This is a genomic window from Shewanella hafniensis, from assembly GCF_019655335.1.
In the GTDB taxonomy this organism is placed as follows: domain Bacteria; phylum Pseudomonadota; class Gammaproteobacteria; order Enterobacterales; family Shewanellaceae; genus Shewanella; species Shewanella hafniensis.
The window spans coordinates 1-13,328 of the sequence record NZ_BPFD01000007.1 but is presented as its reverse complement, the minus strand read 5'-3'; the positions used below and the strand labels follow the sequence as shown (position 1 = coordinate 13,328).

The following is a 13,328-nucleotide window of genomic DNA, read 5'->3' as shown; positions in this document are numbered from 1 at the left end:
TCTAAAATTCGTAATAACCCTCTGTAAAATCCTAACCAGATCACCATGGTAGCGCTCATCGGATTCAACGACCTATAAACAACCGATGAAAGCCATCAGTTCAAATCATCTTCAACAACAGCGTCCAAAATAAGATTTAAACTGATTAGCTGACATCAATGCGTTTTTTGGATTTCAAATTTCGCCATGAAGGTGTCGGACAATATGACTCCTGCCATAGCACCAAAGGAAACGGTGAAAATCATGATGAAAGGTAGAGGTTTCAAATAAGCGGAAGTGAGAACACCTTGACCGAACCAGTGCAGCAACAGACCAAGGATCATGACGCCAAAAGCGAGCTTATTTGCAGCAAAAAACATCGGAATTTCGAACGCCCACAACGCTTTATTTTCCTTAAATTGAGCGAAACCGAAATAGAGATAAAGCAGTAATGCCACTATAGCGAGAGTGCAAACACTGAGTGCATAGCTTAATTGAGAAGCCCCAGCCAATACTTGATAGCCGATACGTATGGCATAAATACCGACACCCAACCAAAGTATCAGCAGCGGCAATAAAATGAGTCCCATTTTTATCCTTAAAAGTTGAGATAGACATACAATTAGCACCTAAAGCGAGCTCTGAAAATAAGCGCTTAATGCTATTCCAAGGCCTCGGTTCGTAAAGTGACCTCTTGATGTAAGTTCTTAAATTGAGCGCTTAGAGCAAATTCTTAAAGTTAGCACTTAGAGTGAGAGCCTTAAGCAATAGATAAAATACATAGAGATCAGCATGTTATTTTAACCGCGCCATATGATACACACTGACAAACTCACCATTTCTAAAAGCAAAATCCTTCGACTCACCTTCCATTACAAAGCCAAACTTTTTATATAGACCAATGGCGGCATGATTATCGGTATAAACCGTTAATTCAATTCGTTTTATATTCATCCATTTATCGGTAAGCTCAAGCATAGCGTTAATCAAAGCGCTACCAACACCGCGGCCTTGATAGCTATCCTTTACCCCCATTCCAAAGGAGGCTACATGCCTGCGACGGGGTTGCTCGTACACCTCGAAACCCAACTCGCCGACAACTTCACCTTCAATCTCTGCGACATAGCGATGAATATTATTCGATGTTGCAGCAAGGCGTGACTCCCATTTATCGGTCGATGGCCAAGGAAGTTGCAAGGTGCCTGCATAGGCATTCGGGCAGGCATATACGTCTTGAATGGCTGCGGCGTCACGCTTCTCTGCATGCCTAATCGTTATCTTTTCCAATAAATCCCTCCTTGATTTTCTTTCTCATAAAATACCTGTCCGATCCCACGTACATAGAGCTAAGCCTATCGAATTAACTAAAGCACATGCGCGAATATAATAGAAAATCGCAACTCTGCCCGCTTCTTATCTAACCGACTTTACGGATGAAGCTCGCATAAGACAAGTATGAAATTTAAAAACTATTGATAAACCTAGTTTTTATATGGATAGGTATCAATTGATATGAGCATTTAAAACCACGGCGCTATCTCCACAGCCCTACCACACAGCCTCGACAATCCTGCCTCGACATCTAGATGAAACACTAAGCAAATAAAAAACCCGCTCAAGATAAGTTCTTGGCGGGTTTATGGGATATCGCGACACTTAAGTCGAGCCGAACCGTTCAGCATTAAAATTAAGCTAATATAATCAATTACATTACACTAACTAAACTGAGTCACTGTGTTCTATCAAAGCGGTAAACGACCATTAAATGACAAGGCTAACGTCGTGCTATCCACGTATTCAAGCTCTCCACCAACGGGTACGCCGTGGGCGATGCGACTGATCATCACCTTATGGCGTCTGGCCATATCAGCAATAAAATGCGCTGTGGCCTCGCCTTCTACCGTCGGATTGGTCGCTAAAATCATCTCGGCAACATCACCCGAAGCCAAGTGGCGCTCGAGTAACGCTAAACCTAGCTCTTCTGGCCCAACACCATCGAGTGGCGATAAATGACCTAAAAGCACAAAGTAGCGACCAGTGAAATGTCCACCCGCCTCAATGGCTAACACATCGGCTGGCGTTTCCACCACACAAATGGTGGAAGACGTGCCGCGTTTATGGCTAGCACAAATCGGACAGAGGGTTTCTTCAGTGTAGGTTCGGCAAGACTGACAATGACCGACGTCACTCATCGCACTGGACAGCGCACTGGCTAATTTAAGCCCTGCTTTTCTGTCACGCTCGAGTAACTGAAACGCCATACGTTGCGCCGATTTAGGCCCAACCCCAGGTAAACAACGCAGGGACTGAATTAACTCATCTAACAGTGGACTAAATTTCATCGGCTATCTCAATTAAAATGGCATTTTCATGCCTGGAGGTAATTGCATACCACCAGTGACTTCGGCCATTTTAGTTTTTTGATTTTCTTCAATTCGACGGGCAGCATCATTACAAGCTGCAGCAATCAAATCTTCCAGCATTTCTTTGTCGTCTTCCATCAGGCTTGGGTCGATTTCGACTTTACGCACTGTGTGCGCGCCTGTCATGGTGACTTTCACCAAACCTGCACCCGATTCACCCACCATTTCCATACGGGCGATTTCTTCCTGCATTTTGGCCATTTTTTCTTGCATCATCTGGGCCTGTTTCATCAGATTGCCCATACCGCCTTTTCCAAACATAGTCTTTTCTCTTCTATTAGGGTTAGTCGCAAGCATTAACGCGGCTAATCTTACTTAAATAAATGGGATTGGCAATCAATGCCGTTATCTTGTTAATAAACTTATGATCTCGATGCCGAGTTTCTCAGCAGCATTACTATAAATATGCACTTTAAACTCAAATTTAAACCACGGCGTAACAAATTAACGACCAAACTTTGCCCCTAGGACTCGTCGATAATCGATAGTGGTTAACTCGCGGCCTCAGTTAGCTCAGGTAAAGCTTGTATTTGCTGACTGCGTAAATTCAACAACTCAGGTGGGTACACTAAACTGTCGGCATCGAGTTCGGCGCCCATACGTTGGATCAGCCATTGCACATTGTCATCATGGATCAGTGATTGATGCGCCTGTTGCAGCAACTCTTGGTGGAAACGTTTACGTAACTCTAAAGGCGTTTCCCGCTGAGCATCGATTCCTATGACCACTTGTACCCGTCTTGGGTTCCCAAGCACGGCACTTAAGGCTTGCTCAAGCTGCACTATGGCCACATCGGCCGCAAGATGTTTCTGGTTTGGCTTAAGCAACAGCGGCAAAGGATCGCTCTGGGTTTGGCAAACGGAATTCACCGCCAATTGCCGCACTCGTCCGCCGATCTCTAAGCTCGCCATCAACTTGTACCAATGCAAATCTAATGGATGACCACTAATAGGTTGAGTCGAACTGAGCGCAACGTGTGTCTCCTGCGTGTGTTCAGCATTAGCCGTCTGATTCAGTGCATCATTAGCAGTGTTGTTAGCCTCTAAAGATCCTTGGTCACCGCTGGCTGAGTCGACCTTAATTTCTGAGCCTTGAGCCACCATAACATCAGCAACATCAGCAACATCAGCAGCAGCATCAGCATCAGCATCAGCAACATCAGCGATATCATTATTGCCGCACTCAACCTGAGTCGTTTCGATAAGCTCTGCGGTTAACTCTGCTTCTGGCTCAGTCTCCCAAGGCGGACGATCATATGCTGCCGGTTTGACTGGAACAGCAGAAACAGAACTAGCTGATTCTGCGATCGAAGATACAGATTTATGCAAAGTAATTGGCTCAAGATCTAAGTCAAAATCATCATCAAAATCTATCGCTAAATCGGGGTCTAAATCAGCAGCAGGATCAGCAGAAAATGACACATTTGTCTGACTGACATCACTTTTACTGGCCGACTTAGGTAAGGTGGCTACATTCGATTTACTGTTTGGTGTCTTTAACTTTGAGTCCAGTGACGACTTTTTTTCATCACCGTCCTTAACACTTAAGGCGTCGAGATCCGATAACAGTGAATCTCGCGCAGCCAACACAGCCGAGAGAATATCATCATCGGCTAAGGATGCAGAAGCAGGTGTTGGAATTGAAACTGGTGTCAGAGGAGACGCTTGAGCCATAGCTACTGACTGACTATCAACTGAACCTTGCATGCCAACTGCACTTTGAATACCTATGCTTTGAATATCAGCAGAATGTTGAACACTATCAGAGTGTTGCACATTAGCTGAGTGTTGAACATCATCAGGTACCGCATGAGCCTCAAAACTGTGATGAAAGTCATCATTGTAAGAGCCAGAAGAAAATTCAACATAAGCATCTTGATAGGAATCGAGCGGCGCTGACTCTTGGGCATAATCTCCCATCGCTGGATATGAATACGCGGCTTCAGTTCCATAGGAACTATGCCCATCAAGCCCTTTTTGTTCACGCGCGATGTTAGTAAGCGTATTACTAGTATGCGTATTGTTCGCGTGAGTAAGGTTAGCGGGGCTGTTGTTCGCTAAGGAATGATCCGCAGCAGTGTTTGTATCAACAGTCTGTTGAACAGCACTGCTTTTACCTACAATATTGCTATGACTAACTGCGACAACAGCTTCAGTCGCTTGAGAAGACGCCGGCGCAATTATTGCCGTTTGAGTTTTAAGATCGGTCTCAGCATTCACAGTTTTAACATGCACTATCTCAGCATTTAAGCTGTCAGCGTTAAATCCCTGACTCTGGGCCTGACTTAGAATCACCGCCTGTTCGGCAATTAATGCCGCATCCGCTTCGAGCTCAGCATCAAGCGCCTGCTCTACAGCATCAGCTGGCTCAATTGACACTTCAGCCGTAGCCGTAGCAATAGCGTCCGCTTGCGCGGTTTCAACTTGCTGATTAGCGTTAGTTTGCTCAATTAATACTGTTTTTTTTTCAGCAGGCACTTTTTCAGTGATATGCGGTTCAGTGCTATTTGGTTCAGCAGTATGAGTTTTTGCACACTGTTGTTCATTTACATGGGGAGCTTGCACTGCAGCAGTTGCCGCAACGGGCGTTTGGCCTTCGGGTAAACTGATCTCAGCGACCACATCAGGCTGCCAACGCTTTACCGGCTTTTCTGGCACAAATGCAACAGCGCGTAACAGCGCCATCTCAAGCCCCGATTTAGGGTCTGGTGCATGGGGTAAATCTTTGCGGCCCGTTAATAAAATCTGATAATAAAGCTGCACTTGCTCCGGCGTCAGCTGCTCAGCAAAGGCGCGAATTTGCGCGCTATATAAAGATTGCTGCGCGCAAACTGGGGCAAATTGAGTCAAAGTAATTTGATGTAACAGCTCAAGCAAACTGCGCAGCACTTCTTGAGCATCGGCGCCGTACGCCAGCACTTGGGCACAGGTGTGCATTAACACGCCAATATCGGCATCGGTTAAGGCTTTAAGCAAAGCAACCACATGCTGCTCATCAATACTGCCAAGCATAGTTTGTACTTGAGTGAGCATCACATTGCCGCCACCAAAGGCGATCGCTTGATCGGTCAAACTCAAGGCATCACGCATACTGCCGTTGGCGGCTTTGGCAAGAAGCTTTAACGCTTCAGCATCAAAGGGAAGCTGCTCTTGGGTCAAAATATGATTAAGCTGAGTGCCAATTTCGCCTTGGGTCAGACTTTTTAAATTGAACTGCAAACAACGGGATAACACAGTCACGGGCAGTTTCTGTGGGTCGGTTGTCGCCAGAAGAAACTTAACGTGCTCGGGGGGTTCTTCTAAGGTTTTTAGCAGTGCGTTAAAACTGCTGCGCGACAGCATATGCACTTCGTCGATGAGATAAACCTTAAAACGGCCACGGGTCGGACGATACTGCACATTGTCTAACAACTCACGAGTGTCATCGACCTTAGTGCGGGACGCGGCATCGACTTCAATTAAATCGACAAAACGGCCTTGGGCGATTTCCACACAGCTACCGCAAACACCACAGGGAGTGGCTGTCACGCCTTGTTCGCAATTTAAGCCTTTGGCAAAGAGTCGCGCCAAGCTGGTTTTACCGACACCGCGCGTTCCCGTAAACAGGTAAGCATGGTGTAAACGCTGCTGGCTTAACGCATTGGTCAAGGCATGCAAAACATGGCTTTGGCCAACCATTTGATCAAATGTGGCAGGGCGCCATTTTCTGGCTAACACCTGATATGACATGGAACTCCCCAGAGTATGTGATACAAAAGCGGGAGCATGCGCCCCGAGAACTTTGAAAGATAACATGTCATGATTTGACATGCCATCAAACTATCCCAAGGCGCCTTTAGCTGCAGATTTATTCGCCTTCAAACTCACAAAGTTTAACCAACTCAAGTCCTAATGCGGTTAAACGGGCTTCACCACCTAAATCAGGTAATGAGATCACAAAGGCCGCATGTTTAACTTCACCGCCCAGTTGGCGAATGAGTTTAACGGTTGCTTCAATAGTACCGCCAGTGGCGAGTAAATCGTCAACAACGAGCACTTTGTCATTTGGATTAATCGCGTCGGTATGAATTTCTAGGCTATCGTGACCGTATTCCAGCTCATAGCTTTGGCTGATAGTTGCACGCGGCAATTTACCCGGTTTACGCACAGGCACAAAACCCACACCCAATTCTAAAGCCAACGGCGCACCGAATAAGAAACCACGGGCTTCAGTGCCCACAATTTTGGTAAAGCCTTGGCCACGATAATGTTCAACTAACAAGTCGATGGTCGCTTTATAGGCGGCTGCATTCTCAAGCAAACTGGTGACATCTCGAAATAAAATCCCTTCCTTAGGATAATTAGGAATCGTTTTAATGCTTTGCTTTATCAAGGATAAGGTTTCTGTATTCATAGCCATCATATTTACTTAATAAGTTACTTAATCAATTCACCAACCTAGCGTTGGCGGTATAAAACAAAACGTCCACACTGGGTGGACGCATTGTCGAAAGTCGGACAAAGCTTATGCCGCTTTAGTTTTAGTTGCAACAATCACAACGCACAAGTGATGGAAAGGTTATCAATTTGTGCCTCAGATCAAACCCTGTCGACACAGTGTTAAATCACCTCAACCATGACGCGACGAAAACTATCTGTCATGCATTAAATTCACAGTGTCGCTCTATTCCGCTATTTCAGGGATCCCTTTGAGATACCAGAGTAAGACGAGTGCCATCACGAGCAGCAAACCTTTTACCCAAAGGATGGGCACCACAATAATACTGACACTAAAACTGAGTGCGCTAACTATCATGGCTTTGCGTTTCAATCCCTTACGCATTGCTCGCTGCTCTTGCCACTGGGTTAAGGCGTCGGCAAACCATGGGTGAGTCATCAACCAATGGTGTAAACGTTCACTCGAGCGGGCAAAGCAAAAGGCAGCAAGCAAGATAAAAGGCACGGTCGGCAGCAAGGGCAGCACGATACCGAGTAAACCTAAGGCTAACGCGGTTAAACCTAACAATAAAAATAATCCGCGCTTTAATACCATAGATTAACTTACCCTTTATCGGAAAAACAAAAGCCACTCTAAGAGTGGCCAATAGTCTATGCGCTCGAGATTAACGCTCGCTTAAATTAGACCTAAGTGCTTTAACCAAGACAGGCTTGCTGGCAGAGTCGGCAACAGTAAAACTAAAATAAAACCAATAAAATACAAAAAATTAAATGGGTCTTTAAACGGCTGACTACTCATTACAGCTCCTCTAGTATGTGCAAGTATAAGTGCGCAGGAATCTTACAGTGATTGAGATCACAAAACGGCCGACATTGTAGCGGTTTGTCAAATTAATAAAAACCCTCTAAATGTAGGGTTATTGCATTTATTTCGGCAATAATCCCAACCTTAAGACTGACGTCCGCGCACTATCCCTTTGGCCGCTAATTGCTCGAGTAACTGGCTACAACCTTGCGCAATAACTTCTGGCGCCATTTGAGGGTAAGTGATTGTTAACCAATCAACTATCTTTTTAAAACCCGCTTGGCCTTGAGCTTGAAGAAATGCCAGCACCTGCGCACTTAAGGGGTTTAACTGTAAGAAACACACTTCACAATCGGCATCTTGATAGAGACAAAAAAACACTGGCGCATCGAGTTGTTGCTGCGGACGATAATCCTGACGAATGTGCTGCACCTCAAAATGATACTGCGCTACCCTCGCCGTCTGTGACAAACATAACGCCTGCGTTGAAATTTGCACAGGGCTAAGTTGAGACTCATCCTCACTCGCCTGTGCAACCGCAACGGCCAACTCCAGCCATTCATAGTGGGCTAATTCGAGCATAAAAACAGGATCATTTGCCGTGGGCTGATATTCCTGCTGTAAAAAATCTAAAAACTCGCCCGCGATGTCGATAAAAATCGGCGATTGGCAATCGTGCTGGCTAAAAAAGCTCTGCACCAAAGCTAACCAGTCTTCTTCAGAATACAAACTTTTCAGCACGGGAAAGCCGTTCGACACAAATCCCAGCACATTATTAAAAAATAACTCGCGGTAAACCTGCATACGCCGGACATCGGTATCCGCGGGCAATGGCGAAGAGGGATCGCGGATATAATCGATAAAGGATTGCTGCACTTGCTTAAAATCCATTAGGCGCTCCTCTTTACAGCATGAGTGCTATTTTGAATTTGGGAACTGACCGCTGCTTGATAAGCGTGGATTTGATTTAGCTCGAGCAACAATTCAGCGGTTGTCGGCAAATTAAAGTCACGCTCAAGCAAGGTCGGCTTTACCCCATGCAAGGCATAGCAACGTTGCAACAATGCCCACACGGGATCGTTAATTGCAGCGCCATGGGTATCAATGAGCAGATCTTCAGCTTGTTTGTAGTGCCCAGCAATATGCAGATAAGCGATGCGCTCCGTCGGCATGGCCTGTAAAAAGGCATCGGCATCGTATTGATGGTTTATCGAGTTCACATAGATGTTGTTCACATCGAGTAGCAGTTTACAATCGGCTTCTTGCAGCACGGCATTAACGAATTCAAGTTCGCTCATTTGCGCACCTGGAGCGGCATAAAAAGACACATTCTCTAAAATAAGCGGCCGCTCTAGAATATCTTCTACTTGCTTGACCCGCGCCGCCACATGCTTTACCGCTGCGTCGGTAAAAGGGATAGGCATGAGATCATATAAGTGACCTTGCCCTGAGCAATAACTTAAATGTTCGGAATAGACTTGGATTTGGTGTAAATCCATAAAGGTTTTGATATTTTTTACAAACGCGAGATCTAAGGGTTCAGGGCTACCAATGGATAAACTCAAACCGTGGCAGTAGAAAGTATGTTGCTCGGTTAGTTCACGAAATTGGCGACCAAATTTACCACCTAAGGTCATCCAATTCTCAGGCGCCACTTCAAAAAAATCAATAGCATCAGGCACCTGTGTACAAAACTCACTGAGCATTTCTCGCCGTAAGCCCAGCCCTACCTGTGCCGCATTTTTTTGATTATTCATAAAACCTCACGAACGCTAACCTGTAATCGCTTAAGAATAAAACACAAGAGACCAGCGCTGGCTGGCCTCTTTAGGCTCAATTATCCCAATAACTGCAGGGATAAAACAAACCCGCTTTACTTCACTTCTTTTTTAACGGCTTCGACTTTAGCGTCAACTTTCTCTGCGGTTTTCTTCATATCAGCGCCACATTTCGCTTCACCACACTTACCTTCATGGGCCTTATCCGCGGCTTTTTTCATGTCAGCGCCGCATTTCGCTTCGCCACATTTGCCTTCATGGGCCTTATCCGCGGCTTTTTTCATCTCAGCGCCGCATTTCGCTTCGCCACATTTGCCTTCATGGGCTTTATCTGCGGCCGCTTTCTTCATATCCGCGCCGCATTTGGCTTCACCACATTTGCCTTCTGAGCCGACAATTTGATAACCCGCATCCATTGCTTCAAAACCAAACGGGTTAGTTTGGGCATTGACAGCAAAAGCCGAACTCATCACAACTGAACCTAAGGCCACTGCAACTGCTGTTTTTTTAACTGAATTCATAAATAATCCCTTCTTGTTTATTGAGTAATAATGACCAACAACAGTATAAGTAGCTGGCTTATTGCAAAAGACCTGCCCTGTTTCAATTCTATTGCAAAAAATATCACTAAATCACAGAAATGGTCAAAATATCCTGCTAGGACAATCAGTTTAGCGTGGATTTTATTTATGGGAGCGCATAATCATCCGCATTCACTCGGCCACTTTGTAACTTAAGGCCGATAAGGTAGAATGCTCGCCCTTTGCAAATAGATATGGGTTTACTGCAGTGCGTGTGATTTTGGCTCCAATGGAAGGCGTAGTAGACGCTTTAATGCGTGACATTCTATCGACCATCAATCCCTACGATTTGCTCGTCACCGAATTTGTGCGTGTGGTAGACCAACTGCTGCCTGAAAAAGTCTTTCTCAAACTGTGTCCTGAGCTACTCAACAAGGGGAATACTCCTTCGGGTACGCCCGTGCGAGTGCAGTTACTCGGCCAAGAACCCCAATGTATGGGTGAAAATGCCCTGCGGGCAATTGAACTCGGCTCACACGGTGTCGATGCCAACTTTGGCTGTCCGGCAAAAATCGTTAACCGCAGCAAAGGTGGCGCCGTATTACTGCAATATCCTGAGAGCGTGCACGATATTGTCAAAGCCATGCGTCAAGCGGTGCCGAAAGAACATGCCGTAACCGCCAAAATACGTTTAGGCTACGAAGATAAGTCACTGTTCATGGAAAACGCTATCGCTGTGTATGAAGCCGGCGCAACTGAGCTTGCCATCCATGCGCGCAGTAAAGTTGACGGTTACAAACCACCCGCCTACTGGGAATACATCACCGAAGTGCGTAAACGTTTGCCAATCCCGGTGATCGCCAACGGTGAAATTTGGAACCGCGACGATGCTAAGCGTTGCATCGACGTCACGGGCTGCGACAGTATTATGATCGGCCGCGGGGCGATTTCATTGCCCAACTTGGCCGATACCATCAAGACAGGCGCAACCCCTTATACTTGGGCGCAAACCTTAGGGCTGATGCTCAGTTATACCCAAAGAGAGCTTAATGGTCGCAAGAGTGACTATTATCCCGCCCGGATCAAACAGTGGTTTACCTACCTCAATCGTCAATATCCAGAAGCCGATACCTTATTTAGGGAGCTACGCGTGTTTAAAACAACGGAAGAAATCGTCGCGGTATTAGAAGCTGCGCAGCGAAACTTAGCCGACTAACCATAGAGTGTGACCAACCACAAAACGGAAATCTATCTGATAAAGGTAAGAAATCGAGACTCAAACGCGGCAATGTGTGCAATGAAAGGGACTTAGTCATAGCACACATAATGCGATAGGAATGAAGTACTTTTTCGATTTTTAACGGCGAAAATATTTAAAATATGGCAGATACTTGATCTTTATCATAGTCGTTGGTAGTGGAACTATTAGACTGGACGCCTAGAGTCAAATGAAATAGGCGATTTTACGTGAGCACCACCCATATCAGACATGAATTGTCAGAGCTTGAAGCTAATCTAAGGAAAGAACTCGGCGCGCTCCCTCCGTTCCTCGAAGTCATAGGGGAGTATTATGCTAGCCTGAGTCTGACAGAGTTAATTGATACATTGGCGCAAACGCCACTGGCCGATCACCCGCTATTTTGCCAGCTGAATAAACTTGATGCCGCCTTTTGTCAGCTCGACTTAGGCCTCTACGGTCTTTGCTCGGATTGTGAGGCAGAAATCGAAACCGAACGCTTAAACCAAGATCCCACTGAACAACGCTGCGCCTCCTGCGCCGAGCATTATCAACACGAACATCGCCACGAGCTGCGCCTCACACATTGACAGCGCTGATCCGATATCCGATAAGCAACCTGAAAAGCAGGCAAAAATAAGCAAAAAACCTCCGCAAGCGGAGGTTTGAGTTATCCAGGGAGGGCGGACAACCTAAAACTTCTGGTTTATTCTCAGGTAATACGTTCTACCTAACACATCATATAAACCCACATTCACATCGCGATAATCGGCGTAGGTATAATAGTTTGGTGTTTCAGCATCAAACACATTATTCACCCCTACTGTGATAGAGCCGTTATAAGCATGGGTATAACCAAATTGGATATTGTGTTTAAAGTAATTATCGTAATCGACATAACGGTCAGTTTTTTCTAACTCGTTGAAATAACTTGCTGATTGACTACCAATATAGACGACTGTCCATGCGGCAGAGAAATCATCGTATTTCCAACTTGTCGCAAAGTTGCCACGCCAATCGGGTGAGTCCGTCGTTCCTGCGTAGTCGATCATCTCTGATTCGGCATTATCCTGCTTCTTAAAATCAAGCACGTGAGTCAAATCCAGTTTGAAATTGAAATCACCAAAGCCAGTTTCTAAGTTATAAGCCGTTACAAAATCGATACCAGAGGTCTCAACTGTGGCTAAATTACGTATTCCCGCCTCAATATACTCAATCTTGCCATCTGGACCACGGGTCACATAGGGAGACGATCCATTCTTGATTTCATCACGCAGAATATCATCTACATCGATCGACTCGATTTTATTGTCGTAGGTGATTGAGTAATAAGATAACTCCAAGTTCCATGCATCAGTGACATTCCAAACGCCACCAAAGGTTAACGAGTTACCCTCTTCAGCCTCTAAGTTTGGGTTACCACCAAACCAAGTTTTATGCTGATTATTAGTCGCGCAATATATGGCATCCACGTTACCGGGTTCATTACACCATAGGGAATCCACCGCCTTCTCAAAACTCAAGGATTGAGATGAGAACATTTCACTCATATTTGGCGCACGGAACGAATCACCGTAACTGGCACGCAGTAACAAGCTATCCACTGGGCGCCAGCTCAAACCAAATTTAGGCACCACGGCATCGAAGGTCGATGAGTTGACCACTTCACCTTGAGGCCCAGTCAGAGAGCCTTCCTGCTCATAGCGCTCGTAACGAACCGCGGCAGAGAACTCAACATTAGCAGGTAAACCCACTTGAAACTCGAGATACGCAGCACTACGGTCACGCGTGGCATCGACATCATCACCACCCGAGCCACCGGAAATAATCCCCGCCGCTGATTCTGGATCACTGGTTTGCTTAAACTTGATCATTTCATATTCAAGACCACCGACCATAGCGACCGAAAAATCACCGTTATCGACAAGTAGCGTCGACGCCAAACCATCTAATTGAGTGCTTTCAAACTTACCTTGATACACCCCAGTATGGGCCAGGGCGGGATTAAGCTTTGTTAAATCTCTTAACCAAAGAATATCTCGCTTCTAAAATCGCCATTCCATGCTGCTTTTCTTATCTTGGTTGGTTTGCTGGCTTTTAGCGGATGTTGCTCTAAAAGGTTCAGCACAATACGCCGAAATAGTGCCAT

At 45.7% G+C, this 13,328-nt stretch carries 12 protein-coding genes and 2 pseudogenes; 2 read left to right on the top strand and 12 right to left on the bottom strand.

All coding sequences use genetic code 11. The annotated features are described in order from the left end of the window. Window positions 1-155 precede the first annotated feature (155 nt). From K5Q99_RS03665 to K5Q99_RS03620, 10 genes are all read right to left on the bottom strand, one after another. Window positions 156-569: a hypothetical protein gene (locus tag K5Q99_RS03665; RefSeq protein ID WP_220776085.1), complete on the bottom strand. Its 414-nt coding sequence runs from the start codon at window positions 567-569 to the stop codon at window positions 156-158. A gap of 205 nt (window positions 570-774) precedes the next feature. Further along, window positions 775-1,266, bottom strand: a complete 492-nt coding sequence (locus K5Q99_RS03660; RefSeq protein WP_220776084.1) for a GNAT family N-acetyltransferase — start codon at window positions 1,264-1,266, stop codon at window positions 775-777. A gap of 455 nt (window positions 1,267-1,721) precedes the next feature. Continuing rightward, window positions 1,722-2,321 (bottom strand): recombination mediator RecR, encoded by a 600-nt coding sequence (gene recR, locus K5Q99_RS03655; RefSeq protein WP_220776083.1) that lies wholly within the window; start codon window positions 2,319-2,321, stop codon window positions 1,722-1,724. Window positions 2,322-2,333: 12 nt separating this feature from the next. Then, the gene (locus K5Q99_RS03650) at window positions 2,334-2,663 is read right to left on the bottom strand and encodes a YbaB/EbfC family nucleoid-associated protein (protein ID WP_028759630.1); all 330 of its coding nucleotides are present in this window, start codon (window positions 2,661-2,663) and stop codon (window positions 2,334-2,336) included. Between the two features lie 230 nt (window positions 2,664-2,893). Further along, on the bottom strand, window positions 2,894-6,130 hold the full coding sequence (dnaX, locus tag K5Q99_RS03645) for a DNA polymerase III subunit gamma/tau (RefSeq protein WP_373317004.1): 3,237 nt from the start codon (window positions 6,128-6,130) through the stop codon (window positions 2,894-2,896). Window positions 6,131-6,248: 118 nt separating this feature from the next. Next, on the bottom strand, window positions 6,249-6,800 hold the full coding sequence (gene apt / locus K5Q99_RS03640; protein WP_086010671.1) for an adenine phosphoribosyltransferase: 552 nt from the start codon (window positions 6,798-6,800) through the stop codon (window positions 6,249-6,251). A 264-nt stretch (window positions 6,801-7,064) separates the two neighbouring features. Further along, complete coding sequence (locus K5Q99_RS03635; protein ID WP_220776081.1) at window positions 7,065-7,433, bottom strand: YbaN family protein; 369 nt, start codon at window positions 7,431-7,433, stop codon at window positions 7,065-7,067. A gap of 354 nt (window positions 7,434-7,787) precedes the next feature. After that, the gene (locus tag K5Q99_RS03630) at window positions 7,788-8,534 is read right to left on the bottom strand and encodes an HvfC family RiPP maturation protein (protein ID WP_220776080.1); all 747 of its coding nucleotides are present in this window, start codon (window positions 8,532-8,534) and stop codon (window positions 7,788-7,790) included. After that, a complete protein-coding gene (locus K5Q99_RS03625) occupies window positions 8,534-9,400 on the bottom strand; it encodes an HvfB family MNIO-type RiPP peptide maturase (protein WP_220776079.1) in 867 nt (288 codons plus the stop codon). Before K5Q99_RS03625 ends, K5Q99_RS03630 begins: the two co-directional genes overlap by 1 nt. A 116-nt stretch (window positions 9,401-9,516) precedes the next feature. Continuing rightward, complete coding sequence (locus K5Q99_RS03620; protein ID WP_220776078.1) at window positions 9,517-9,942, bottom strand: HvfA family oxazolone/thioamide-modified RiPP metallophore; 426 nt, start codon at window positions 9,940-9,942, stop codon at window positions 9,517-9,519. Window positions 9,943-10,210: 268 nt separating this feature from the next. Between K5Q99_RS03620 and K5Q99_RS03615 the strand changes: the two genes are divergently transcribed. Both K5Q99_RS03615 and K5Q99_RS03610 read left to right on the top strand, forming a co-directional pair. Beyond that, complete coding sequence (locus tag K5Q99_RS03615; protein WP_106650821.1) at window positions 10,211-11,158, top strand: tRNA-dihydrouridine synthase; 948 nt, start codon at window positions 10,211-10,213, stop codon at window positions 11,156-11,158. 251 nt (window positions 11,159-11,409) lie between these two features. Continuing rightward, a complete protein-coding gene (locus tag K5Q99_RS03610; protein ID WP_106650822.1) occupies window positions 11,410-11,769 on the top strand; it encodes a TraR/DksA C4-type zinc finger protein in 360 nt (119 codons plus the stop codon). Between the two features lie 102 nt (window positions 11,770-11,871). On the opposite strand, the pseudogene K5Q99_RS03605 reads toward K5Q99_RS03610, so the two are convergent. Then, a pseudogene (locus tag K5Q99_RS03605) lies at window positions 11,872-13,179 on the bottom strand (TonB-dependent receptor domain-containing protein); the annotation flags it as partial. A gap of 23 nt (window positions 13,180-13,202) precedes the next feature. Beyond that, a pseudogene (locus K5Q99_RS03600) lies at window positions 13,203-13,328 on the bottom strand (ISAs1-like element ISSba1 family transposase); the annotation flags it as partial.

Bases quoted from the DNA above. Each gene is read 5' to 3' on its own strand.
- apt (WP_086010671.1), bottom strand. From the start codon at position 6,800: ATGGCTATGAATACAGAAACCTTATCCTTGATAAAGCAAAGCATTAAA.
- K5Q99_RS03620 (WP_220776078.1), bottom strand. From the start codon at position 9,942: ATGAATTCAGTTAAAAAAACAGCAGTTGCAGTGGCCTTAGGTTCAGTT.
- recR (WP_220776083.1), bottom strand. From the start codon at position 2,321: ATGAAATTTAGTCCACTGTTAGATGAGTTAATTCAGTCCCTGCGTTGT.
- K5Q99_RS03665 (WP_220776085.1), bottom strand. From the start codon at position 569: ATGGGACTCATTTTATTGCCGCTGCTGATACTTTGGTTGGGTGTCGGT.
- K5Q99_RS03625 (WP_220776079.1), bottom strand. From the start codon at position 9,400: ATGAATAATCAAAAAAATGCGGCACAGGTAGGGCTGGGCTTACGGCGA.
- K5Q99_RS03635 (WP_220776081.1), bottom strand. From the start codon at position 7,433: ATGGTATTAAAGCGCGGATTATTTTTATTGTTAGGTTTAACCGCGTTA.
- K5Q99_RS03650 (WP_028759630.1), bottom strand. From the start codon at position 2,663: ATGTTTGGAAAAGGCGGTATGGGCAATCTGATGAAACAGGCCCAGATG.
- K5Q99_RS03630 (WP_220776080.1), bottom strand. From the start codon at position 8,534: ATGGATTTTAAGCAAGTGCAGCAATCCTTTATCGATTATATCCGCGAT.
- dnaX (WP_373317004.1), bottom strand. From the start codon at position 6,130: ATGTCATATCAGGTGTTAGCCAGAAAATGGCGCCCTGCCACATTTGAT.